General features: G+C 70.5%; 28 protein-coding genes and 1 pseudogene. 11 read left to right on the top strand and 18 right to left on the bottom strand.

Annotation, left to right across the window (positions count from 1 at the left end; genetic code table 11):
- From R6V09_RS16775 to R6V09_RS16765, 3 genes are all read right to left on the bottom strand, one after another.
- Window positions 1-507, bottom strand: a 507-nt coding sequence (locus R6V09_RS16775) for a cupin domain-containing protein (RefSeq protein ID WP_317882217.1), incomplete at its 3' end; no start/stop codon positions are given.
- On the bottom strand, window positions 501-1,445 hold the full coding sequence (locus R6V09_RS16770; RefSeq protein WP_317882216.1) for a PmoA family protein: 945 nt from the start codon (window positions 1,443-1,445) through the stop codon (window positions 501-503). The genes R6V09_RS16775 and R6V09_RS16770, both read right to left, overlap by 7 nt.
- Window positions 1,442-2,629, bottom strand: coding sequence for a Gfo/Idh/MocA family protein (locus tag R6V09_RS16765; RefSeq protein WP_317882215.1), 1,188 nt, complete (start codon window positions 2,627-2,629; stop codon window positions 1,442-1,444). The genes R6V09_RS16770 and R6V09_RS16765 overlap by 4 nt, the downstream gene beginning before the upstream one ends.
- 319 nt (window positions 2,630-2,948) lie before the next feature.
- On the opposite strand from R6V09_RS16765, the gene R6V09_RS16760 reads away from it, so the two are divergent.
- Entirely contained in the window at window positions 2,949-3,824 is an 876-nt protein-coding gene (locus tag R6V09_RS16760; RefSeq protein WP_317882214.1) for an undecaprenyl-diphosphate phosphatase, read from the top strand.
- Window position 3,825: 1 nt separating this feature from the next.
- On the opposite strand, the gene R6V09_RS16755 is transcribed toward R6V09_RS16760, so the two are convergent.
- Window positions 3,826-4,386 carry a carboxymuconolactone decarboxylase family protein gene (locus R6V09_RS16755; RefSeq protein WP_317882213.1) on the bottom strand — a complete coding sequence of 187 codons (561 nt, stop codon included), beginning with the start codon at window positions 4,384-4,386 and terminating at the stop codon, window positions 3,826-3,828.
- A gap of 140 nt (window positions 4,387-4,526) precedes the next feature.
- Here R6V09_RS16755 and R6V09_RS16750 point away from each other — a divergent pair, with 140 nt between their 5' ends.
- Window positions 4,527-4,805, top strand: a complete 279-nt coding sequence (locus R6V09_RS16750) for a winged helix-turn-helix transcriptional regulator (protein ID WP_317882219.1) — start codon at window positions 4,527-4,529, stop codon at window positions 4,803-4,805.
- 131 nt (window positions 4,806-4,936) lie between these two features.
- Window positions 4,937-5,116: a hypothetical protein gene (locus tag R6V09_RS16745; protein ID WP_317882212.1), complete on the top strand. Its 180-nt coding sequence runs from the start codon at window positions 4,937-4,939 to the stop codon at window positions 5,114-5,116.
- 46 nt (window positions 5,117-5,162) lie between these two features.
- Here the strand turns inward: R6V09_RS16745 and R6V09_RS16740 are convergent, their stop codons facing one another.
- Both R6V09_RS16740 and R6V09_RS16735 read right to left on the bottom strand, forming a co-directional pair.
- Window positions 5,163-5,915: an SDR family NAD(P)-dependent oxidoreductase gene (locus R6V09_RS16740; protein WP_317882211.1), complete on the bottom strand. Its 753-nt coding sequence runs from the start codon at window positions 5,913-5,915 to the stop codon at window positions 5,163-5,165.
- A gap of 49 nt (window positions 5,916-5,964) precedes the next feature.
- On the bottom strand, window positions 5,965-6,705 hold the full coding sequence (locus tag R6V09_RS16735; protein WP_317882210.1) for a MerR family transcriptional regulator: 741 nt from the start codon (window positions 6,703-6,705) through the stop codon (window positions 5,965-5,967).
- Between the two features lie 54 nt (window positions 6,706-6,759).
- Between R6V09_RS16735 and R6V09_RS16730 the strand changes: the two genes are divergently transcribed.
- The 3 genes from R6V09_RS16730 to lnt all read left to right on the top strand — a co-directional run bounded on the left by R6V09_RS16730 (window position 6,760) and on the right by lnt (window position 9,309).
- Complete coding sequence (locus R6V09_RS16730) at window positions 6,760-7,047, top strand: hypothetical protein (RefSeq protein WP_317882209.1); 288 nt, start codon at window positions 6,760-6,762, stop codon at window positions 7,045-7,047.
- 118 nt (window positions 7,048-7,165) lie between these two features.
- Window positions 7,166-7,657, top strand: coding sequence for a nuclear transport factor 2 family protein (locus R6V09_RS16725; protein WP_317882208.1), 492 nt, complete (start codon window positions 7,166-7,168; stop codon window positions 7,655-7,657).
- Between the two features lie 77 nt (window positions 7,658-7,734).
- Entirely contained in the window at window positions 7,735-9,309 is a 1,575-nt protein-coding gene (gene lnt, locus R6V09_RS16720) for an apolipoprotein N-acyltransferase (protein WP_317882207.1), read from the top strand.
- On the opposite strand, the gene R6V09_RS16715 is transcribed toward lnt, so the two are convergent.
- Entirely contained in the window at window positions 9,227-10,138 is a 912-nt protein-coding gene (locus R6V09_RS16715) for a Gfo/Idh/MocA family protein (RefSeq protein ID WP_317882206.1), read from the bottom strand. The genes lnt and R6V09_RS16715 overlap by 83 nt on opposite strands.
- 98 nt (window positions 10,139-10,236) lie before the next feature.
- Here R6V09_RS16715 and R6V09_RS16710 point away from each other — a divergent pair, with 98 nt between their 5' ends.
- Both R6V09_RS16710 and R6V09_RS16705 read left to right on the top strand, forming a co-directional pair.
- Window positions 10,237-10,749, top strand: coding sequence for a DinB family protein (locus R6V09_RS16710; RefSeq protein ID WP_317882205.1), 513 nt, complete (start codon window positions 10,237-10,239; stop codon window positions 10,747-10,749).
- 117 nt (window positions 10,750-10,866) lie between these two features.
- Window positions 10,867-11,349 (top strand): hypothetical protein, encoded by a 483-nt coding sequence (locus tag R6V09_RS16705; RefSeq protein ID WP_317882204.1) that lies wholly within the window; start codon window positions 10,867-10,869, stop codon window positions 11,347-11,349.
- A 13-nt stretch (window positions 11,350-11,362) separates the two neighbouring features.
- Here R6V09_RS16705 and R6V09_RS16700 read toward each other — a convergent pair whose 3' ends face one another.
- The 8 genes from R6V09_RS16700 to R6V09_RS16665 all read right to left on the bottom strand — a co-directional run bounded on the left by R6V09_RS16700 (window position 11,363) and on the right by R6V09_RS16665 (window position 18,420).
- Window positions 11,363-11,905, bottom strand: a complete 543-nt coding sequence (locus tag R6V09_RS16700) for a hypothetical protein (protein WP_317882203.1) — start codon at window positions 11,903-11,905, stop codon at window positions 11,363-11,365.
- A gap of 103 nt (window positions 11,906-12,008) precedes the next feature.
- Complete coding sequence (ung, locus tag R6V09_RS16695) at window positions 12,009-12,692, bottom strand: uracil-DNA glycosylase (protein WP_317882202.1); 684 nt, start codon at window positions 12,690-12,692, stop codon at window positions 12,009-12,011.
- Between the two features lie 113 nt (window positions 12,693-12,805).
- Window positions 12,806-14,383, bottom strand: coding sequence for an ABC transporter substrate-binding protein (locus R6V09_RS16690; RefSeq protein ID WP_317882201.1), 1,578 nt, complete (start codon window positions 14,381-14,383; stop codon window positions 12,806-12,808).
- A gap of 200 nt (window positions 14,384-14,583) precedes the next feature.
- Window positions 14,584-15,354, bottom strand: coding sequence for an SDR family oxidoreductase (locus R6V09_RS16685; RefSeq protein ID WP_317882200.1), 771 nt, complete (start codon window positions 15,352-15,354; stop codon window positions 14,584-14,586).
- A 21-nt stretch (window positions 15,355-15,375) separates the two neighbouring features.
- Window positions 15,376-16,137 carry a 3-oxoacyl-ACP reductase FabG gene (gene fabG, locus R6V09_RS16680; protein WP_317882199.1) on the bottom strand — a complete coding sequence of 254 codons (762 nt, stop codon included), beginning with the start codon at window positions 16,135-16,137 and terminating at the stop codon, window positions 15,376-15,378.
- 142 nt (window positions 16,138-16,279) lie between these two features.
- A complete protein-coding gene (locus R6V09_RS16675; protein WP_317882198.1) occupies window positions 16,280-16,696 on the bottom strand; it encodes a DUF3037 domain-containing protein in 417 nt (138 codons plus the stop codon).
- On the bottom strand, window positions 16,693-17,448 hold the full coding sequence (locus R6V09_RS16670) for a HipA family kinase (RefSeq protein WP_317882197.1): 756 nt from the start codon (window positions 17,446-17,448) through the stop codon (window positions 16,693-16,695). The genes R6V09_RS16675 and R6V09_RS16670 overlap by 4 nt, the downstream gene beginning before the upstream one ends.
- A gap of 135 nt (window positions 17,449-17,583) precedes the next feature.
- Window positions 17,584-18,420 carry an SGNH/GDSL hydrolase family protein gene (locus R6V09_RS16665; RefSeq protein WP_317882218.1) on the bottom strand — a complete coding sequence of 279 codons (837 nt, stop codon included), beginning with the start codon at window positions 18,418-18,420 and terminating at the stop codon, window positions 17,584-17,586.
- Between the two features lie 352 nt (window positions 18,421-18,772).
- Here R6V09_RS16665 and R6V09_RS16660 point away from each other — a divergent pair, with 352 nt between their 5' ends.
- Window positions 18,773-19,249, top strand: a complete 477-nt coding sequence (locus R6V09_RS16660; RefSeq protein ID WP_317882196.1) for a Rieske (2Fe-2S) protein — start codon at window positions 18,773-18,775, stop codon at window positions 19,247-19,249.
- 27 nt (window positions 19,250-19,276) lie between these two features.
- Here R6V09_RS16660 and R6V09_RS16655 read toward each other — a convergent pair whose 3' ends face one another.
- Window positions 19,277-19,927, bottom strand: coding sequence for a cysteine hydrolase (locus R6V09_RS16655; protein ID WP_317882195.1), 651 nt, complete (start codon window positions 19,925-19,927; stop codon window positions 19,277-19,279).
- Window positions 19,928-20,077: 150 nt separating this feature from the next.
- Between R6V09_RS16655 and R6V09_RS16650 the strand changes: the two genes are divergently transcribed.
- A complete protein-coding gene (locus R6V09_RS16650) occupies window positions 20,078-20,545 on the top strand; it encodes a pyridoxamine 5'-phosphate oxidase family protein (RefSeq protein WP_317882194.1) in 468 nt (155 codons plus the stop codon).
- 22 nt (window positions 20,546-20,567) lie between these two features.
- On the opposite strand, the gene R6V09_RS16645 is transcribed toward R6V09_RS16650, so the two are convergent.
- Window positions 20,568-21,470: a LysR family transcriptional regulator gene (locus R6V09_RS16645; protein ID WP_317882193.1), complete on the bottom strand. Its 903-nt coding sequence runs from the start codon at window positions 21,468-21,470 to the stop codon at window positions 20,568-20,570.
- A gap of 73 nt (window positions 21,471-21,543) precedes the next feature.
- On the opposite strand from R6V09_RS16645, the gene R6V09_RS16640 reads away from it, so the two are divergent.
- Window positions 21,544-22,476 (top strand): DMT family transporter, encoded by a 933-nt coding sequence (locus R6V09_RS16640; protein ID WP_317882192.1) that lies wholly within the window; start codon window positions 21,544-21,546, stop codon window positions 22,474-22,476.
- 4 nt (window positions 22,477-22,480) lie between these two features.
- Here R6V09_RS16640 and R6V09_RS16635 read toward each other — a convergent pair.
- Window positions 22,481-22,820 (bottom strand): annotated as a pseudogene (locus R6V09_RS16635) (aminotransferase class I/II-fold pyridoxal phosphate-dependent enzyme); the annotation flags it as partial.

The raw sequence follows: 22,820 nt of genomic DNA, 5'->3' as shown, positions 1-22,820 counted from the left end.
GTGGAACGCGGCCAGCGCCTCCGGACCCTCGGCGGAGCGCAGCGCCTCGTATCCCTCCAGGGCGAGGTCGCGCCGGGCCCGGGCGACTCGTGCCTGTTCCGCCTCGGGCGCGTCGGCCGGGATCACGGTGACGGCGGCGTACGTCTCCGGGTCGGTGAGGTACCGGGGCGGCATTGTGAGCACCGCGTCGCCCGCCTCGGGCAGCCCGCTGTTCTGCATGAGGACCGTGATGCGCAGATCGCCCTCGTTGACGAGCCGGTGGATGGTGCCCGGCGTGAACCAGGCCACCGTCCCGGCCGCGAGCGGCGTCACCTCGTACCCGGACGTGGTGAGCGTCTGCACCGCACCGTGCCCGCCGGTGACGACGTATCCCTCCGAACACGTCAGGTGCATATGGGGAGTTCCGCCGCACACTCCGTTGTCAGCGTCAGCGGGCCAGTCGTAGACCGACAGATGCGAGACGGCGACCCCGCCCGGCAGTCCGCCGAATCCCTCTGCGCTCACCACGGCCGCGCCTCCAGGTACTTGGCGATCTCCTCCCGCTCCCACGCGCCGTCGGCCACGACGATCCGGTAGCGCCGGGTGAGCGTGTCGCCGGGGTCGAGCACCAGCTCGTCGTAGAAGGCGTAGGACGGGGCGATCCCCGCGAACGGCTCGTTGCGTACGAACCAGTGGGCGGGGTGGGTGCCCTGGGCGCCGGTCTGATCGTTCTCGGGAGCGTGCGCGAAGACGATCGTCGCGTGGCCGTCGGTGCCGTCGTGCTCTCCGGAGACGGCGAGCCAGGGGCCCTGGGAGCCCATCAGCCCGGGGCCCTCGCCGTCGGGGCCGATGATGCGGCCGTCGCGGAAGGCGCGCGGACCGCGCCAGAACAGGCCGGTGTAGCCCGCCGCCTCGCGCCCGTGGGTGGTCGGGCTGCCGAACAGCAGGGGCTCGTCACGGCGGTTCGTCACGGCGCTCGTCCAGGTCAGCGCCCAGGAACCCGACTCCGCGTCCGTGTCCACATCGTGCACCTCGATCCGGCGCTGCTCGTCGGCCCAGAGTTCACCGCTGTACGGGTGCCAGGTCAGTCGTTCGGCGATGACGAGCCGTTCCGCGCCCGAGTCGGTGTGGATGTCGATCTCGTCGAAGGCGACGTGGGCCATCGACCCGACCCGCTCCGGGAGTTCGAGATATCCCTCGCCGTGAACGTATGTGTTGCCGCCCCACAGGTTCTGGCCCGACAGATGTGAGGCGGTGAACTGCAGGCCCTTGTGCCAGCGGTGGTCGTTGGGCCGGTAGTCCGTGACGATGTTGCCGGCCAGCGTCCTGATCGGGTGGAGGTACGGCTTCGGCGCCTCCCAGGCCACCTCGGGCCGGTAGACGTAGCTGAACAGTTCGACGCCGGTGGTCGGTTCGGTCACCGTGATGCGGTCGCCGTGGGCGTGGACGATACGCAGGCCGGTCATGCCGACACCTCCTCGCGCGCCACGGGCGCCCAGCCGGGGGCGCCGCCGTGCAGCGCCGTGTAATAGGGGTCACCGGGACCGATCTCGCCGGCCCGTACGGTCGTGTCCGTGAACGCCGACTTGTAGAGCGCGGTGATCAGCTCCAGGCTGGTGCGCCCGTCGGTGCCGCTGCTGCGCGGCCGTTCGCCGGCGCGCATGCTGACGACGAGTTCCCGCAGCTGCTCCAGGTGTGAACTCGGCACGTCGGGACCGAAGTTCTGCCAGGCGGCGGCCTCGTCGCCCGAGACGTCCGGGGCAGGGGTGATGCGCCAGTTGTCGTTGCTGTGGCCGTACAGGTGGGTGAGTTCGACGGTGGCGCGCTCGCAGTCGATGCGGATGCGGCTCACCTCGTCCGGGCTCAGGACGCTGTTGACGACGGTCGCCAGCGCGCCGTTCTCGAAGCGGACCAGAGCGGTCGAGACGTCTTCAGTCTCCACGTTGTGGACCAGCCGCCCGGCCATGGCCTTCACCTCGCTCCACGGCCCGAGCAGATCGAGCAGCAGGTCCATCTGGTGGATGCCGTGTCCCATCGCGGGACCGCCGCCCTCGGTCGCCCAGCGCCCGCGCCAGGGCACGGCGTAGTAGGCGGTGTCGCGGTACCAGGTGGTCTGGCAGTGCGCCACGAGCGGCCGGCCCATGGCCTGCTCGGCGAGCAGCTTGCGCACATGCCGGGTGCCCGAGCCGAAGCGGTGCTGGAAGACGATGGAGGCGTAAGGCCCACTGGCCGTCCCCTTTGCCGGGCCCTCCTCGTCCTCCACGGCGTCGAAGTCGGCCAGCGTGGGCACCGGCGGCTTCTCGCACCAGACCCAGGCGCCGGCCCGCAGCGCGGCGACGGTCTGCGCGCGGTGCAGGGTGGGCGGGGTGCAGATGGTGACGAGATCGGGCCGCTGTTCCCGGAGCATCTGCTCCAGGTCGGTGTAGGCGTGCGGGATCCCGGCCTCGGCGCAGAAGGACTCGACCGCGGTGGCATCGATGTCAACGGCCGCGACGACCTCGGTCTCGCCCTCCTCGGCGAGCCGGGCGAGCGCGGGGAAATGGGAGCCACGGCCGATGGCACCGGCGCCGACCACGGCGGCCCTGATGCGTCGGCCGGTGAGCGGCGGCAAGGGCTGGAACGCCCCGGGGTTGGTGACTGGTGTGGACATGGGCGTGATCAGCACTCCTCCGGAGACAGCGAGCGCGTCCAGCAAGCGCTTTCCTCCGCTGCAACGTATGCGCCGCCCCCGCGCCTGGTCAACACCGCGAACCCGGAGTCGTCGGACCACTCGTGAAACCTCTGTGTGCTCAGTCGCCCGACCGCCCGCGAACCCGTGCGCCCGGAGTCACTCGACGGCCGTGAAACCCCTGTGTCGGGCCTGTCACACCGGGACGCTACGCTGCCCCTCACACACACTCGATCACCGTGCGCGGCGTTTTGGTGTGTCCTTTGCCCCTTCGCGAGCAGCACTTGGACTCCGTAACTCCATGTCTTGGTTTGAATCCCTCATCCTCGGACTCGTCCAGGGGCTGACCGAGTTCCTGCCCGTGTCGTCCAGTGCGCATCTGCGGCTGACGGCGGCCTTCGCCGGCTGGAAGGACCCGGGCGCGGCCTTCACGGCGATCACCCAGCTCGGCACGGAGGCGGCGGTGCTGATCTACTTCCGCCAGGATGTCGGGCGGATTCTCGCCGCGTGGTTCCGGTCGCTCACGAACAAGGAGATGCGGCGCGACCACGACGCCCAGATGGGCTGGCTGGTGATCGTCGGCTCCATCCCGATCGGCGTGCTCGGGATCACGCTCAAGGACCAGATCGAGGGACCCTTCCGGGATCTGCGGATCACCGCCACGATGCTGATCGTCGTGGGCATCGTCATCGGCGTCGCCGACCGCCTCGCGGCCCGCGACGAGACGGGCGGCCGGCACCGGGCACCCAAGCAGCGCAAGACACTTGTGGACCTGAACGCCAAGGACGGCCTGCTGTACGGCCTCTGCCAGGCGATGGCGCTGGTCCCGGGCGTCTCCCGCTCGGGCGCGACGATCAGCGGCGGCCTGTTCATGGGCTACACCCGTGAGGCGGCGGCCCGTTACTCCTTCCTCCTCGCCATGCCGGCCGTACTGGCCTCGGGCGCCTTCGAGTTGAAGGACGCGGCCGAGGAGGGACACATCGCGTGGGGTCCGACGATGTTCGCGACGGTGATCGCGTTCGCGGTCGGATACGCGGTCATCGCCTGGTTCATGAAGTTCATCTCGCACAAGAGCTTCATGCCGTTCGTCTACTACCGCATCGCCCTCGGCATCGCCATCATCGCGCTGGTCACGGCGGGCGCACTGAGCCCGCACGCGGCGGAATCGGCGGGCTGAGCTACCTCTCGGGCAGCGCGAGGGCCCAGGGCTCGGGCGTGATCCCGACGCCGTTGGCGACGTAGGCGATGGTGCGGTACCACCCGGCCAGTACGAGGAGTTCGAGGGCCTCGGGTTCATCGAGGTGCTCCCGCAAGCCGGACCAGACGGGGTCGCTGAGCCGTGCGCCGGCGTCGAGTTCGTCGACGGCCCGGAGCAGCGCGGACTGCCGTGGCGACCAGACCGGGTCGTCCGGGGTGCCGGTCGCGGTCAAGGTGACCTGCTCCGGGGTGAGTCGGGCGGTCTCGGCGTACGCCGCCATGTGGACGCCCCACTCGTAGGCGCAGCCGGCGCGGGCGCAGACGCGGGCGATCACGAGTTCGCGGTCGGCGGCGCCCAGGCGGCCGTGGACGAGCAGCCCGGCGCCCAACGCCCGCATGCGGGAGGCGAGTTCGGGGTGGCGTTCGAGGACCTTGAAGAGCATGAGGGGTTCGTGGGTGACACCGGGCGGCATCCAGCGGTGCAGGGCTCGGTCGGTGTCGGGGGTGTAGGGCGGAGTGACTCCTTCGATGCGCTGGTTCATGTGCACCGACTCTTGCGCTTCTGAAATCGAAGCGCAAGAGTGAGTCAGGAGATCGCCACGAGTCGGGCGAGGAGGCCCTGTTGGAACCCATCCCCACTCCCGGTCGCCCCGTGCGCGGATCGGACACCGGGCGTCCCGTCATGGCCGCGCTCGACCTCCTCGGGCGGCGCTGGACGCTCCGCGTGATCTGGGAACTCCACCGCCACCCCGCCCCGATCGGTTTCCGCGACCTGCAACGGCACTGCGACGCCATGTCCTCCAGCGTCCTGTCCACCCGTCTCACGGAGCTGCGCGAGGCGGACATCGCGGGACAGACGCCCGACGGGGCGTGGCGGCTGACTCCGCTCGGCGCGGACCTGGTGACGGCGATGGGGCCGTTGCTGGACTGGTCGCGGATGTGGGCCGAGCGGCGGGCGTGAGCCAACTCGTGGCGTCGGCCGCCCGGTTCACGGCATCGGGCACCCGGCGCGCGGCGCCCGTGACCAAGCCCATACGGTCTGAGTAGCCGTCCGGTAGCGCAGTGTCAGTCCTTGCCCCTAGGCTGTTGCGCATGTCCCCCGATTTCGTGGCCCCTGGTTCCGTGCGGTCTGCTTACGAGGTGAACGAGCAGATCCGGGCGCTCTGGCTGCGTGCGGGCGGATCGCTCTCCACCCAGGAGCGGGAGGAATACGAGCTGTTGGTGATCGAGTGGGCCGCGGCGATACGCGACGAGGTCATCGAGGCCGCCTGACCGGCCACACCTGTCGCGTTCGGTCGTAGAACCGACGGCCCGGCACTCACCGTCCGCCCGAAACCCGCAAGACCGTGCCCGTCGTGTACGACGCGTCCGGTGACATCAGCCAGGCGATGGCCGCGGCGATCTCCTCGGGCTGCCCGGGGCGGCGCAGCGGAATCGATGTCGACACGCGTCGGGCCCAGTCGGAATCCGGGGCCGGGTCGCCCATTCTCGCGTGGATCCCGGTGTCGACGATGCCGGGCGCAACCGCGTTGACGCGGATGCCGTCAGGGCCGAGTTCCTTGGCCAGGCCCATGGTGAGGGTGTCCACGGCGGCCTTCGTCGCGGCGTAGTGGACGTAGTCCCCGGGGCTGCCGAGCGTGGCGGCGGACGACGACACGTTCACGATCACGCCGTTGCCCCGGGCCGTCATGACCTGCGCGGCGCGGCGTGAACACAGCAGTGTGCCCAGCAGGTTGACCTCGACGACCTGACGCAGGTCGGCGGTGTCGATGTCCGCGAGCCGGCCGAAGGGGCCGGTCACCCCGGCGTTGTTCACCAGCCCGGTGACGGGCCCGAGTTGTTGCTCCGCCGAGGTGAACAGCCGCTCGACGTCCGCCTCCACGGACGTGTCCGCGCCCACGCACACGGCTCGAACCCCGGACTGCCTTACCCTGTGCGCCACTTGCTCGGCCGCCTTCGCGTCCCGGAGGTACCCCACGACCACGTCGTGCCCGTCCTCCGCGAGCCGCACGCAGGTCGCGGCGCCGATTCCCCGGCTGCCTCCGGTGACGACCGTGACGAGACGTTTCATGCGCACTTCCCTTCAAGGGTGGGCTGGTTCAGGTGCTTGGCAAGGCAGTTCAGGAGCTTGACGGGTCCAGTCGGGCGCGGATCAGCGTGTCGAGTCGCCGCCAGGCCGGGGACGAGGCGTTGACCGTGCCCTGGATGAGGGCGGGGATCTCGGAGTCCGCGTCCGGCCCGGGCGGTTCGGCGGGTCCGTAGCGTTCCCGGTGTGCCTGGGCGATGCGGCGGGCGAGGTCGTCGATGCCGAGATCGTCGGGGGCCAGGTCGTGTGCGCGGTCGTAGTCGAGGAAGAGTCGTCGTAGCGCCGGGTCGGCCAATGTCTCGGCCTGGTCGTGGAACAGGGTGATCGCGTGGTCGGGGTGGGTGGCGAACACGAGGATCCACAGGTCGCGTTGCAGATCCACCCAGCGGGGTGTGAACCCCCAGCCGGCCAGGTCCTCCAGGTGGGCACCCACTTCGTCGGGCAGCGGTGACAGGTCCCCCGCGGCGAGCCGGCGCAGCCGGGCCCGGGTGGACCGCAGGCCGTGGATACGGGCGGTGAGGTCTGCGTCGATCTCACGCAGGGCGCGCTGGAACTCCTCGTCGGTCGCCGATCTCAGGTCGCGGATACGGGCCAGGGGGACTCCCGCTTCGGCCAGCGTGCGGATCTTGATCAGGTCGACGGCGTCGTGCGCGCCGTAGCGGCGATATCCGGACGCGTCGCGTTCGGGCTCGGGGAGCAGTCCCTTGGCGTGATAGACGCGGACGGTCTTGACCGACACACCGACGTACCCGGCCAGCTGCCCGATGGTGATCACCCGGCCATCGTCCCACTTGACCCCGCCCCTGGGGCAGGGTCGCAGGATGGTGGCATGACGAACACGGACTTCGACCGGGAGACCCTGCGCGAGCTGGCCGACGAGGGCAACGAGACCGCCCTGGACCGGCTGGCCGACCTCGCCGACGAGGCAGGCGACCTCGGGGAGCTCAGCGAACTGCTGGACGAGGGATCCCAACGTGCCGGCTTCCTCCTCACCCGACGGGCGAGCGCGGCCGGGGACCTGCGCGAGCTGCAACGGATCTCCGACGCCGGATACGAAGAGGCCGCGAACGAGCTGGAACGGCTGCTGAAGGCGCCCGCCGACCGGCATCGGGACTGAGGAAGCCGACCGCGCTCGGCCCTCGGAAGCGCACGACTGTCCGAACACCACCGAATGTTCCCCACGTTGTCCCCGCGTACCCCTTGGCTCGGCACACCGAGTGACCAACACTTGCCCGATGACGCAGCGTGTGGAACTGGCGATCGTGATGGACCGGCTGGCCGTGGACGAAGTGATCACCGAGTACGCGGTGGCGGTGGACGACGGCGACTGGGAGGCGTACCGGAAACTGTTCGCACCGAAAGGGCGGGCCGACTACCGGTCCGCCGGAGGTATCGAGGGGGACGCGGAGGAGATCGCCGGGTGGCTCGCCGAGAGCATGCGGCTGTTCCCCATGCGGCAGCATCTGATCGTCAACCGGCGGATCCGCTTCGGCGCCCTGGACCAGAACACCGACGACACCGCGCGCGTCCGGGCCGACTACGTCAATCCGATGCGCTTCGCCAAGGAAGACGGCGGCGACACCTCCACCGCGCCCGACTTCGTGTGCGGCGGGCGGTACGAGTTCGGGCTGCTGCGGACGTACGACGGCTGGCGGCTGACCGAGGTCGTGGTGGAGGAGAAGTGGCGGCGTCTTCCTGAACGGCGCCCGGAAGCCGTGATCAACTGAGCCGACCGGATCGGCGTCCGCTGTCCGGGATCGTCCGCGACACGCACACTGGAGCCACCAGCGGGTAGGGGGTTCACATGAAGACCGTCGGCGACTGGCTCGTCTCCCCCTGGCGGCGCTCGCTGCTCGCCGTGCTCGCGGGCGCGCTGCCCGTGTTCGCGTTCCCGGCACCGTCGCTGTGGTGGTTCGCCTACGTCGCGCTCGTCCCCTGGATCCTGCTGACCCGCTCGGCGCCCACCGGGCGGCGGGCGGTCTACGACGGCTGGTGTGGCGGGCTCGGGTTCATGCTGGCCGTGCACAGCTGGCTGGTGCCGAGCCTGAGCGTGTTCATCGTGGTCATCGCGGGGCTGCTGGGCGTGCTGTGGGCGCCGTGGGGCTGGCTGGTGCGCCGACTCCTCGGTGGCGTGCCGTCGCCCCGGCGGGGTGCCGCCGCGCTGCTCGTGCTGCCGTCGGGCTGGCTGATGGTCGAACTGGTGCGGTCCTGGCAGGGGTTGGGCGGCCCCTGGGGGCTGCTCGGCTCCACCCAGTGGCAGGTGGAACCGGCGTTGCGGCTCGCCTCGGTCGGCGGGGTGTGGCTGCTGAGCTTCCTGGTGGTGGCCGTCAATGTCGCGGTCGCCGTGCTGGTCGCGGTCCGCGCGGTGCGGGTGCCCGCCGTCGCCGGACTTCTCGTCACCGCCGCCGTGACCTCGGCGGCCTGGGTCTGGTCGCCGCGCCCCGACATCGACGGCCGCGTCCGGATCGCCGTCGTACAGCCCGGAATCATCGACGGCGACGCCAGCGGCGACCGCCGCTTCGACCGCGAGGAGCAGCTCACCCGTCAACTCGTCGGTCAGGACGTCGACTTGATCGCCTGGGGTGAGAGCAGCGTCAGCTTCGACCTCACCAAGCGGCCCGATCTCGCGCGCCGTATCGCGGCCCTCTCCAAGGAGACCGGCGCCGACATCCTGGTCAACGTGGACGCCGAGCGCTCCGACAAGCCCGGCATCTACAAGAGCTCGGTCCTGGTCGGCCCGAAGGGGCTCACCGGCGACCGCTACGACAAGATGCGGCTGGTCCCCTTCGGCGAGTACATCCCGTTCCGCTCACTCCTCGGCTGGGCCACCTCCGTCGGCAAGGCGGCGGGCGTGGACCGCAGGCACGGCACCGAGCAGGTCGTGATGAACGTGGGGCACGGGCTGCGCATCGGCCCGCTGATCTGCTTCGAGACCGCGTTCCCCGACATGAGCCGCCATCTCGCCCAGGACGGCGCCGACGTCCTCCTCGCCCAGTCGTCGACCTCGTCCTTCCAGAACAGCTGGGCCCCCGAACAGCACGCCACCCTGGCCGCCCTGCGCGCCGCCGAGACCGGCCGCCCGATGGTCCACGCCACCCTGACCGGCGTCTCCGCCGTCTACGGCCCGAGCGGCGAACGCATCGGCCCCTGGCTCGGCACGAACGCCAGCACGACCGAGGTCTACGACGTCCCGCTCGCGCACGGTGTCACGCCGTACGTCCGCTACGGCGCCTGGCCGGTGGGTCTGGCCCTGCTGGTGCTCGCCGCGATGTGCGCCGGTGAGGGTGTGCAGGCGCTCAGGCTGCGGCGGACCGGTCCGCAACCGCTCGCACCACCCGCTCGCACAGTTCATGAGTCGCCAGCGCGTCCCGGGCGCTGAGCACCTTCCCCGCCCGTACGGCGTCCAGGAAGGCGAGTACGGCCTGCTCGATGCCGCGCTGCCGGGCCACCGGGACCCAGTCCCCGCGGCGCCGTGTCGTCGGCTGGCCCTTGTGGTCGACGACCTCGGCGAGGTTGACGACCTGACGCTTGGTGTCCTGGCCGGAGACCTCCAGGATCTCTTCCACCGAGCCGCTGAGCCGGTTCATCACACCCAGCGCGGTGAAGCCGTCGCCGGAGAGCTGGAGCACGAGGTGGTGCAGCAGTCCGTCCCGGGTGCGGGCGCGGACGGTCACGTCGTCGACCGGCCCGGGCACCAGGAACCGCAGGGTGTCCACGATGTGGATGAAGTCGTCCAGGATCATCGCGCGCGGCTCCTCCGGGAGCCCGATCCGGTTCTTCTGCATGAGGATCAGCTCGCGCGGGTGGTCGGCGCACTGCGCGTATCCGGGGGCGTAGCGGCGGTTGAAGCCGACCGCGAGCGACACGTTCCGCTCCTCCGCGAGCCGCACCAGGCGCTCGGAGTCGGCGAGTTGGTACGCGAGCGGCTTGTCGACGTACGTCGGTACGCCCGCCGCCAGCAGCCTGGTGACGATCTCGGGGTGCGCGGTGGTGGGCGCGTGCACGAACGCGGCGTCGAGGTCCTGCGCGAGGAGTGCGTCCAGGTCCGTGTGCCGCCGGTCCGCCGGCAGGTGGAGGCCGTCGGCGACGCGGGCGAGGGTGGCGGGGGTGCGGGTCTGCAGATGCAGCTCCACGCCGGGCAGGGCGCCGAGAACCGGCAGATAGGCCTTCTGCGCGATGTCACCGAGTCCGATGCAGCCGACCTTCACGGAGCCTCCCTGGCGCTCGACCGGCGGTACGTTCCCGGAAGCATACGGCGGGGCGATATCCGGTGGTGCGGGCGCACCGGGCGCGCGAAGATGCCTGGATGACGATCGAGCGAAGTGAACCTTCGACCACCGCCGACGAACGCACCATGCTGGACGGCTGGCTCAAGTACCACCGGGACACCCTGGCCTGGAAGTGCGAGGGGCTGACCGACGAACAGCTGAGGACCGCTTCCGTGGAGCCGTCCACGCTGTCGCTCATGGGCCTGGTGCGGCACATGGCGGAGGTGGAGCGGGGCTGGTTCCGCAATGTCATGGCGGACGAGGGAATGGGCCCGATCTACTTCAGCGACGAGGACCCGGACGGCGAGTTCCATCTCACCGAGGCGGACACCTGGGCGGAGGCGTACGCCACCTGGCAGGCCGAGATCGAGGTGGCGAACGAGAACGCGGCCCGGTTCACCCTGGACGACCACTCCCTCGGCAAGCACCGGCGCACCGGTGAGCGCTTCAACCTGCGCTGGATCTACACCCACATGATCGAGGAGTACGCGCGGCACAACGGCCACGCCGACCTGCTCCGGGAGCGGATCGACGGGAGCACCGGCGACTGACGTCACGTCACCCGGGGTGGGCGCGGGCCGTCCGTAAGGGGGCGGAGATCACCCGTGTGGGGCATCATCCGCCCGTCCGCTGCCCCAAACAGGGCCGGAACCAGCAGAGTTGCGCGGGTGCATCGAACGACGACCACCGCAACGCTCCTGGTCACCGTGGCTGTCTCGGCCCTGTCCGGCTGCGTGACCGTCCAGCGGCCACCGGCTCTCGCTCCCCCGGCCCCACCGTCCCAAGCGTCGGTGCCGCGCCCGGACGGCAGCGCGGAGCCACAGGTCGTACAGGCCCCGGCGCGGGAGGCGCTCGAACTCATCGACCCCTCGCACCGTCCGAAACCGGCCCCGCATCCGCCGCACCGCGCACCGGCCCCGCCCCCGCGGGCGGCCCAGGCCCCGGTACCGGTCCCCCGCTCGCACCCGCACCCCCGTCCCCACCCGCACACGAAGCCACACCATCCGCGGCAGCCGGGCGCGGACATCCCCGACGTGGTCAAGTCGGTGCCCAAGAACACGTCCGACGTGTGCGCCCTCGGCCGGAAATACGGCGGCTGGAAGTCGGACAGTCCGCAGTCGATCATCTGCGGGAAGGCGTACGGGCGTTGAGGTCGACCGGACTCTAGGGCCGCTGTCTCGGCGGCCCCCAGTTCCCTTCCCCGGCTGCACCGCCCTCTGTAGCGAGCCGCAGTTCCAGTCGGCCGATCGCGGCCCGCACCCCGTTGCCGTAGCCGTCGTCGGCGAGGGCCGTGCAGGCGTCGCGGGCGCGGCGGAGGTGGGTGCGGGCGGCGTCCGGGCGGTCGAGCTTGACGTAGTCGGCGGCGAGGTTGAGGTGCAGGGAGGGGTAGAAGCCGCGCACCGCGCCCGTCCCCTCCTGGCCCACACCGTCGGTGTCGCCGGCGTCCCGCCCGTCCGTCAGCTCGTCCGCCGCCGACAACGCCCTGAGGTCCCAGGCGAGTTCGTCGGTCGGGTCGTCCTGGGTGTCGGCCAGGTAGTGGGCCAGCGTGCAGCGGTGCAGCGGGTCGCCGTCCTCACCGAGCTCCGCCCACAGTCCGAGCAACCGCTCCCGGGCCTCCTCGCGGTCGCCGCCGTGGTGCAGCATGACGACCTGTCCGATCCGCGTCAGCAGGGCGTCCGGCGCCGCCTGCCCCTGTCGCTCCGCCACCGCGTCCTCCGCACCTCGTCAGCCGTCGTCGGCTGTCCTGGTCGACGCTAACTTGAGGCACTGACAATCCCCGTCAGGCGGCCCCGGACCGGCCCCGGTGGGGTCAGCCCAGGTTCGGGATGCGCCAGTCGATCGCGGTGTGGCCCTGCTTCGCGACGGCCTCGTCGATCTGGGTGAACGGGCGGGAGCCGAAGAACTTCTTGGCGGACAGCGGGGAGGGGTGCGCGCCCTTGACCACCACGTGCCGCTCCTCGTCGATCAGGGGGAGCTTCTTCTGCGCGTAGTTGCCCCACAGGACGAAGACCGCCGGGTCGGGGCGGTCGGCCACCGCGCGGATCACCGCGTCCGTGAACTTCTCCCAGCCCTTGCCCTTGTGGGAGTTGGCCTCGCCCGAGCGGACCGTGAGCACCGCGTTGAGCAGCAGGACGCCCTGCTGGGCCCACGGCATCAGATAGCCGTTGTCCGGGATCGGGAGGTCGAGCTCCTCCTTCATCTCCTTGTAGATGTTCCGGAGGGAGGGCGGGGTCTTCACACCGGGGCGGACCGAGAAGCACAGGCCGTGTCCCTGGCCCTCGCCGTGGTACGGGTCCTGACCGAGAACCAGCACCTTCACCTGGTCGTACGGCGTCGCCTCCAGGGCGGCGAAGACCTCCTCACGCGGAGGGTAGACCGGACCGTTCGCCCGCTCCTCCTCGACGAACTCGGTCAGCTCCTTGAAGTAGGGCTGCTGAAGCTCGTCGCCCAGGACTCCGCGCCAGGACTCGGGGAGCATGGAGATGTCGGTCACGTCAACTTCCTTACCGTGTGCGGCGACTGCGATGTGGAGCGGCCACGAGGTGCGGTCGCTTCCATGTCCCAGAACCTACAGGCGACCACTGACAACCGGTGCCGCAAGCCGGTTCACCAGCTCGTCTTGCGGTACAGCTGCCACATCATCATGATCGTCGACGGGTCGAGGGCCTGTTCCCCGCCGGAGACGTCGTCGCTGGCGGCCACGTACTGCCGGCCCTGCCACAGCGGCAGCAGACGGGTGTCGTCCACCAGGATCTGCTGGGCCTCCTCGAACTCCTTCACCACTTCGGCCCGGTCGGTCTCCCGGCGGGACTCGGGCAGCAGTACGTCGGTGATCTTCGGCGACGGGTAGGGCGTACCGAGCGCGTTCTGCTGCCCCACGAAGGGCGCGATGAAGTTCTCGGCGTCGGGGAAGTCCGGGAACCAGCCCCGCCCGAACACCGGATACTCGCCCTTCTGGTAGCCCGTCACATACGTCTTCCAGGGGCGGCTTTTCAGGGTGATCGTGAAGAGCCCCGAGGCGTCCAGCTGACGCTTGAGTTCCTTGAACTCCAGGGCGGTCTCGGAGCCGTAGCGGTCGCTGGTGTACCAGAAGGTGAGCGGGACGCGGTCGTTGATGCCCGCGCGGGTGAGGATCTTGCGTGCCTTGGGGACGCTGGGGTCGCCGAAGTCGTCGAAGAAGGCGGTGGTGTGGCCGGTGAGGCCCTTCGGGACCATGGAGTAGAGGGGGTCCACGGTGTCGCGGTAGATCTTGTGGGTGATCGCCCCGCGGTCGACGACCTGGGCGACGGCCTTGCGGACGGCGGGGTTCCGGGCCCACCGGTCCTTGGGGTTGAACACCAGGTAGTTGATGTCGGTGCCGGAGCCGTCGACCAGTTGCAGCTCCTTCGAGGGGCGGCCCTGGAGGGTGACGATGTCGTCGGCGGCGAGGCCGCGGTAGGTGACGTCGATCTTCCCGTCCCGCAGCGCCTTCACCATGGTGCCGGAGTCCTGGAAGTAGCGGATCGTCACCGCGCTGTTCCGGCGTTCGGCGAAGCCCTTGTAGTGGTCGTTCGTGACGAGTCGGGCCTGTTTGCCGTCGTCGTAGGACTTCAGTGTGTACGGCCCGGAGCCGAAGACCTTGCCGTCCTTGCGCAGCGAGTGCGCGGGGTAGTCGTCGGGGTCGACGATCGACATGGCCGGGGTGGCGAGCACGAACGGGAAGGTGGCGTCGGGCTTGTTGAGGTGGAAGAGGACCTCGCGGTCACCGGTCACCTGGACGCGGTCGAGGCTGCCCAGCAGGCCGGCGGGTCCGCCCGACACGTTGATCTGTCTGATGCGGTCGATGGAGTGCTTGACGGCCTGGGCGTCGAGGGTGTCCCCGTCGGCGAACTTCATGCCCGCGCGCAGTTCGCAGCGGTACGTCGTGTTCGAACCGTCCGTGAAACCGCAGCTCTTGGCGGCGTCCGGCTCGGGGGTGGTCGCACCGGTCGGGTAGGCCAGCAGCGTCTGGTAGATGTTGCGGAACAGCTCCCACGAGCCGTCCCAGGAGGCGGCCGGGTCGAGCGTGCTGGGGGCGCTGGTGGTGCCGACGACGATGGGTCCCCGGTCGTCCGGATTCCCGTCCGAGAACACCCCGCATCCGGCCACCAGGGATATCGACGTGATCGCCGCGGTTCTCCGCAGGCCTCGGTTCCGGTTTGACACGCGCACGCTCCTCGATCCGCCATACCAAGGGTCGGCAGACCATACCGCAGCGCCCCGGCCGGTTGAGCAAGGTTCGGACAGGGCTCTTGATCAGCGGTTTTATGACGACGTTGTCAGTCCGCTGTGCGCGTTTTCGTACCTCGACACGGGCGCCGGTTCCGTAAAGGAAACAGCAAAGAACCGGCGCCCGGGTCGTCGGGTCAGGCCACTCCGGCGTTCAGGAGGATGCCGCCGTCGACGACGAGGGTCTGGCCGGTGATCCAGTCGGACTGGTCCGACGTGAGGAACGCGGCGGCGCCGCCGATGTCGGAGGGCACACCGAGCCGGGCCAGCGGGTAGGCGGCGGCGGCCTCCGCCTCGCGGCCCTCGTACAGGGCGGCGGCGAACTTGGTCTTCACGACCGCCGGGGCGATCGAGTTGACCCGTACACCCGGCGCGAACTCGTGCGCCAGCTGGAGCGTCAGGTTGACCATCGCGGCCTTGCTGACGCCGTACGCGCCGATGAACGGCGAGGCGGAGATCCCGGCGAGGGAGGCGATGTTGACGATGGCGCCGCCGTTGTCCTTCTGCCAGGCGTGCCAGGTCTTCTGGGCGAAGCCGAGCGCCGAGATGACGTTGGTCTCGAAGACCTTGCGGGCGACGTTCAGGTCGAGGTCGGCGATCGGGCCGAACACCGGGTTCGTACCGGCGTTGTTGACCAGGTGGTCGATCCGGCCGAAGGCCTCCATCGTGCGCTCGACGACGACGGCCTGGTGGGCCTCGTCGTGGGCCTTGCCGGCCACGCCGATGACACGGTCGGCGCCGAGCGTCTCGACGGCCTCCTTGAGGGCGTCCTCGTTGCGGCCGGTGATGCAGACCCGGTCGCCGCGGGCGAGCAGCGCCTCGGCGACGCCGTAGCCGATGCCGCGGCTGGCGCCGGTGATGACGGCGACCTTGCCGGAGAGTGCGGGCAGTTCAGGCTGTTCAGTCATGGTTCCGTGTTCCCGAATTCCCTAGTTGAGCGGTCCGCCGGCGACGTACAGGACCTGGCCGGAGACGAACCCGGCCGCCTCGTCGGTGAAGAAGGCGACGGCGTTGGCGATGTCGTCGGGCTCGCCGACGCGCTGCACCGGGATCTGGGTGGCGGCGGCGGCCTTGAAGTCCTCGAAGCCCATGCCGACGCGGGCGGCGGTCGCGGCGGTCATGTCGGTGGCGATGAAGCCGGGGGCGACGGCGTTGGCCGTGATGCCGAACTTGCCGAGCTCGATGGCGAGGGTCTTGGTGAAGCCCTGCAGACCGGCCTTGGCGGCGGAGTAGTTGGCCTGGCCGCGGTTGCCGAGGGCGGAGGACGAGGAGAGGTTGACGATACGGCCGAAGCCCGCGTCGACCATGTGCTTCTGGACGGCCTTGGTCATCAGGAACGAGCCGCGCAGGTGCACGTTCAGGACGGTGTCCCAGTCGGAGACGCTCATCTTGAAGAGCAGGTTGTCGCGGAGCACGCCCGCGTTGTTGACCAGGATCGTCGGCGCGCCGAGTTCGGCAGCGATGCGCGCGACGGCGGCCTCGACCTGCGCCTCGTCGGAGACGTCGGCGCCGACCGCGAGGGCCTTGCCGCCGGCCGCGGTGATCTTCTCCACGGTGTCCTTGCAGGCGGCCTCGTCGAGGTCGATCACGGCGACCGCACGGCCCTCGGCCGCGAGGCGTACGGCGGTGGCGGCGCCGATGCCCCGCGCCCCGCCGGTGACAATCGCGACCCGCTGCTCAGTGGTGGACATTGCTGGCTCTCCTCGCCCTTGAGAATCTCTCGCCCTGGAAATCTACGGCCCGCCGGTGAGCGACCGCTTAGTACCTTCGGCAGACGTGACGCTAGAAGCCCTGGCACTCGGTGTCAACGTGCGCACGGCCGGGTGTGATTCATTACCTCACCAGCAGGTCGAGCAGGCGCTCCGTCTCGGCCGCCGGATCGACGGTGAGACCGGTGTGCACGGGTCCCGGCTGCACGACGGTGGACCGGGGCGCGATCAGCCAGCGGAACCGCCGCCCGGCGTCGTCCGCCGCCGCCTGCCCGGCCGCCGCACCACCCGCACACACACCTTCCACGGCGCCCAGCGCGGCCCGGATTCCGGCCACGTCGGCCGCCGGGTCGAGAGCGAGCAGCTTCGCCTCGTCCAGATGGGTGCGAGCGCCTACGTAGGACCGGGCGCGGCAGTAGACGAGGACCCCGGCGTTGACGCACTCGCCGCGCTCGACACGCGGTACGACCCGCAGGAGGGCGTACTCGAAGACGTCCCGGGTGTTCGCCTCGCTCGGGCGGATGATGTGGCGCTCGGTCACTGCAGCCCCTTGATGCGCTCGTGGAGGAAGGGCACGCGCGCGAGGAGGGGTGCCACGTACGCCTCACGGAGGAGGTCCGGGGTGTCGAAGCCGGGTTCGCCGGTCAGCCAGACGTCCGGGATCTCGGCGGTGACCTCGGCGAGGAGTTCCTCGGTGACCTGGGGGGCGAGTTCGGCGGCGGCCCGCGCGACGTCCGGGGTGAACCGGGCGAGGGCGTGGTCGGCGGCGTCGTAGGGGCGGGCCGCGGAGGTCTGGGCGCCGGGCCAGTTGTGGTGCCAGATCATGGTGGCGCCGTGGTCGATGAGCCACAGGTCGCCGTGCCACATCAGCAGGTTGGGGTTGCGCCAGGACCGGTCGACGTTGTTGACGAGGGCGTCGAACCAGACGATCCGGCCCGCTTCCTCGGGGCTCGCCGTGAAAGCGAGGGGGTCGAAGCCGAGGGCGCCGGACAGGAAGTCCATGCCGAGGTTGGCGCCACCGCTGGACTTCAGCAACTCCTGGACCTGCTGGTCGGGTTCGCCGAGCCCGAGCACCGGGTCGAGGTCGAGGGTCACCATGCGCGGCACGCGGAAGCCCAGCCGGCGGGCCAGTTCCCCCACGACGACCTCGGCGACGAGCGTCTTGCGGCCCTGCCCCGCGCCGCTGAACTTCATGACGTACGGCGCGAAGTCGTCGCCCTCGACGAGCCCTGGCAGCGAGCCGCCCTCCCGCAGGGGCGTGATGTAGCGGGTCGCGATGACTTCCTTGAGCACTTTCCGAGACTCCCTGGCCTTGCCGTCCACAACCGCTTCGGACGCGCCTCCGGCACGGAGTCAGCATTCTATGAGGAGTGAGGGGCGCCCGCTCTCACCAGGACCGGGACAGCGGGCGCCCCCTTTCCGCTCAGCTCACCGGCGGTGCGCGACGCAGTGGACGGAGTTCTCCACCGCGGCGGCCATGGCCTGCTGGCCCTGGGCGTTGGGGTGGGCGGGCGCGGCCGGCGCCGCCGCGACCAGGGGTTCGATCCAGCGCTCGCCGGCCGGCTTGCACATGTCGTGTCCCACCGTCGGGGTGTAGGTGTCGACGTAGGCCGCTCCGTGCGCCGACGCCTGGCCGGCGATCATCGCGTTGAGCTTCTTCTCGGTGTCCCGCAGATAGGCGAAGTCACCGGCCGCGAGCGGTACGGCGGAGCTGGTGCAGCCGACTCCGTCGTCCGGGAACAGGTCGGGATAGCCGACCACCACGACCTTGGCCCGAGGAGCGCGCTCGTGGACGGCGTCCAGGGCCGCGGCGATCTTGGGAGCGGTGTCGTCGACGCGCTGCGCCAGCCGGTCGGTGCCGTCGCTCGTGAAGAAGGTCTGGCACGGATTGCCGGCCGGGTTCTTGGACGTCAGTCCGGCGCAGGTGGCCAGATCGCCGGAGAAGCCGATGTCATTGCCGCCGATGGTCAGGGTGACCACGTCCGTGTCCGCGCCGAGTGCGTCCAGTTGCGGCGCCTTCGTGCCCTGGGGGCCGGCCAGGGCCGTCGTGGTGGCACCGGAACAGCTGACGTCGGTCAGCTGCCAGTTCCGCGCTGCCGCGAGGAGCGACGGATAGTTCTGGTCGGACCGGGCGCACGTGGAGTCGACCTGGGTCGGTATGCCGGGGCCGGAGGCGTACGAGTCGCCGAGCGCGACGTAGTTCACGGTGCGCGCGGTGTGCACCGAGGCACTCGCCGCCGTCGCCCCCGCGATGGACAGGGCCATCGCGCAACCCGTCACGGTGGCGCCGCGCAGCAGGCTGCGCCGGCCGGGAGATCTCTTGCTCTGCTCGTTCAAGTCCATCCATTCGTCGGGCCCCCGCCCCCCGACACCCGTCGGGCCGGGGGCGTAGTGCTGGCGGGACTTGAAACGGCGCACGGACCAAGGAGGTTCACTCATGCGCTTCACTGAGTGCGTGTTCAGGCCTTATGCAGGGCCGACAGCGAAACGACAGCGACGTTTTACGCCTAGCTGATCTCGATAAGGCCAAGCTCTCGACACCGTCTGAACGACGGTCATCCGGATCCCGTACCCCTTTGCACACCCACAAATGCTTTCTTATGGAAGGAACGTCAGCATGACCAGCGATTCGTTCGAACCCGTTATGGCGCCCTCCCGTCGCACCGCGTTGGCGGCGGTCGGCGCGGCGGGACTCGCCGTCGCGCTGACCGCGTGCTCGTCGAGCGACGACTCGTCGTCGGACTCCTCGGACACCTCGGGCTCCACCACCACTGCCGGCGCGTCCACCGCCCAGGGTGACGCCGGTGGCACCGAACTGGCGAAGACCACCGACATCCCCGAGGGCGGCGGCAAGATCTTCGCCAGCCAGGGCGTCGTGGTCACCCAGCCGACGGCGGGCACCTACAAGGCGTTCTCGTCGAAGTGCACCCACCAGGGCTGCGCCGTGACCACCATCACCAACGGCGTCATCGGCTGCCCGTGCCACAAGAGCGAGTTCTCCATCACCGACGGCAGTGTGAAGCAGGGTCCCGCGACCCAGGCGCTGCCCGCCGAGCAGATCACCGTGACCGGGGAATCCATCACACTGGCGTGACCGCCGGCCTTCCCGCTGATGTGACGGTCAGCCGCGACCCGCTCCGCGCGGTCGCTTGAAGCAGCCCAGCACCTCGTCCGTGGTCGCGACCGTAGCGACCAATGCGAGGGTGTTGCGGATCATCGCGGGGGTGTACTCCGAGGGCACCCCCGCGATGGCGTCCTTGGGTACGACGACGGTGTAGCCGCGGTTGACGGCGTCGAACACCGCGTTGGGGATCGCCACGTTGGCCGAGACGCCGGTGACGATCAGTGTGCGGCAGCCCAAGTTGCGTAGCAGCGCGTCGACTTCGGTGCCCTGGATCGGTGACAGACCGTGCAGCCGTCGTACGACGAAGTCCTCCTCGGCGACCTCGATCGGGGGTGCCACGCGCACCGCCGTGGTGCCCGACAGCTGCTGGACGGGCAGGCGTTCGGCGGCGCGGAACAGCCGGGCGTTGTGGTTCGCGCCCCGGCCGTCGGGGCGGCGTTCGGCGATCGCGTGGATCACCTGGACCCCGCTCTCGTGCGCGGCGGCGACCAGCCGGGCGACGTTGGCGAGCGCGCCCGACGAGCGTGCCGCGAGGGCGAGTTCGGGCAGCGCGCTGTCCGGACCGACCACGCCCTGTTGACATTCGACGGTCAGCAGGACAGTGCTCACCGTGTCGAGGATCTCACTGAGTTGTGCGTGCGACGGCATGGCGCTCCCTTGTCGTCGACGGCCGGGGCGGGTGACAGTAACGAGCATCGCGTGCGTACGGAAGACGGCCGACGCCCCATCCGGCCAGTTTTCCTGACACATCGTCAGAGGCGGCTGCCCGCCGCTCGTTCCGTAGCCGAAGGGGATCGCATGACCGCCACTCAGCGCCGAGGCCGGAAGATCATGATGACACCCGAGGAGCTGGACGAGTTCCTCACCGCCGAGCGCACCTGCCGGGTCGCGACCGCTTCCGCCGACGGGGCCCCGCATGTCAGCCCGCTCTGGTTCGCCTGGGACGGCACCTCGTTCTGGCTGTACTCGATCACCCGCAGCAAGCGCTGGGCCGATCTGCGCCGCGACCCGCGCGTCGCCGTGGTCGTCGACGGCGGGCACGCCTACGACGAGTTGCGGGGCGTCGAGCTGTCCGGGACCGTCGAGTTCGTGGGCGAGTCCCCGCGCACGGGTGAGCCTTATCCCGAACTCGTCGCGGTGGAGAAGCTGTTCGCGCAGAAGAACTTCGGCCTGGACGCGATGCCGTACGACGGCCGGCACGCGTGGATACGGCTGACGCCGGACACGGTCACGTCCTGGGACTTCCGCAAGTTGGCGGCGCTGTAGGCGAGTTGCCTTCGGGCGGGCTTCAGGCGACCGTCTCGGCCGCCGCCCGCAGCGCCTCGACCGCCGCACGGATGGAGGGGCGGCGGTCGGCGTCCGCGCGCCAGACGACGTAGACATGGCGGCGCACCCGCTGCTTCAGCGGGACGGTGACGACTCCGGCGGGCATCGGGCTGCGGCCCAGCAGGGGTGCGACGCAGACGCCCAACCCGGCGGCCACCAGCCCCAGTTGGGTGTGTGTCTCGGCGGCACGGTGGCCGATGATCGGCTCGATGCCCCGGGAGCGCAGGGTGAACATCAGCCACTCGTGACAGAACTCGCCCTCGCCCCAGGTGATCCACTCGTCCTCGGCGAACTCCCCGAGGTCCACCTCGTCGCGGCCCGCCAGCGGATGCCCGACCGGCATCGCCACATCGGCGGGGTCGTCCAGGATCGGCGCCTTGACCAGGCCGTCGGGCAGTGGCATCGGCTTGTTGTACCAGTCGAGGACGACCGCGAGGTCGAGAAAACCGCGCACGACGCCCGCGATGCCGTTCTCCGGTTCCAGTTCGGTGGAGCGGACGCGCAGCGCGGGATGCCGGGCGCGCAGCGCGGCGAGTGCGGTCGGGAAGAGGCCGCGGGCGGCGGTCGGGAACGCAGAGAGCCGCAACTCGCCCACGACCTGGCCGCGTTGGGCCTCCAGGTCGGCCTGGGCCAGCTCCACCTGGGACAGGATCCGGCCCGCGTGCTCGGCGAGCAGCCGGCCGGCGTCGGTGAGCCGCACCCCCCGCCCGTTCTTGGCGAGGAGCTGCTGGCCCACCTCACGCTCCAGCTTGGACATCTGCTGCGACACGGCCGAGGTCGTCACATGCAGCCCCTCGGCCGCACCGCTGACCGAGCCGTGCCGGGCGAGGGCGTCCAGGGTGCGCAGCCGCTCCAGATTCAACATGTAAGCGATACTACGAGATACTGGGCGGGAAGTCTCGCTTGTACTACGAGGTCGGGTCCAGCACGGTTGACCCATGAGCACAGTCGCCACCGCCACGAGCCCGCTCTCCCCGCCCCGCCACCGGACCGCCCTCGACTGGCGGCTGCGCTTCGGGGTCCTCTCCCTCATCTGGGGCTTCAGCTTCCTGTTCATGAAGGTGGGCACGGACGGCTACGCGCCCTTCCAAGTCACCTTCGGGCGGCTGCTGTTCGGGACGGTGGTGCTCGCGGGCGCGATGGCGGTGAAGCGGGAGCGGCTGCCGCGCGGCGTGCGCACCTGGGGCCGGCTGGCGGTGGCCGCGTTCCTGCTCAACGCCCTGCCGTTCTCCCTCTTCGCCTACGCGGAGCTGACGATCCCGTCCACGCTCGCGGGCATCTGCAACGCGACCTCGCCCTTGTGGGGCATGGCGCTGTCCCTGGCCGCCCTCTCCGAGGACCGGCCGACCCGCGTCCGGGTCGCCGGTCTCGGCCTCGGCTTCCTGGGCGTCCTGACGGTCCTCGGCGCCTGGCAGGGCTTCAGCGGCCTGGACGTCAGGGGCACGACGATGGCCCTGCTGGCCTCGCTGAGCTATCCGATCGGCTGGATCTACGTCCGCCGGACGCTGGCGGGCACCAGCACCTCGCATCTCTCCCTCACGGGCGCCCAGTTGCTCCTGGCCACGCTCCAACTGGCCGTGGTCACCCCGCTGTTCACTACCATGCCGACCCGCTTCCCGATCCTGCCCCTGCTGGCGATCGCCGCGCTGGGCACCCTGGGCACGGGCCTCGCCTTCCTCCTCCAGTACGGCATGGTCGCCGAAGTCGGCCCGACCACCGCCCAGATGGTCACCTACTTCATCCCGGTCATCGCCACGGCCGCGGGTGTCGCCCTTCTCGGGGAGTCACTGACCTGGTCGACTCCGGTCGGAGCGGTGATCGTGCTGGCGGGGGCGGCGCTCACGCAGGTGAGGCCGAGGGAGAGGCCGTAGTTCTCTACGCGTAGCCACGCACCGGTGTCGGGCCGCAGGCGGAGGCGATCGACTGTGCCAGTGGCCCGGTCTCGTCGGCCGTCAGGGTCGAGACGGTGATCCGGATGCCGGGCGGTGCGCTCATCCGGAAGCGGGCGCCGGGCGCGACGGCCCAGCCGGCGTGGAGGAGGCGGGAGACCGCACCGGTCTCGTCCGGTACCGGGATCCACACGTTGAGGCCGCTGCGGCCGTACGCCGTGACCCCGTGGTCGGCGAGCGCGGCGATCAGCGCGTCCCGACGACGGCCGTAGGCGGCGGCCACCGCCGGGGTGTCCACCGCGCCGTCGGCCCACAGCCGGGCCACG

This window comes from Streptomyces sp. W16, assembly GCF_033194735.1.
Lineage (GTDB): Bacteria > Actinomycetota > Actinomycetes > Streptomycetales > Streptomycetaceae > Streptomyces.
Note: the sequence above shows the minus strand (reverse complement) of the source record. Positions and strands in the feature narration are given on the sequence as shown.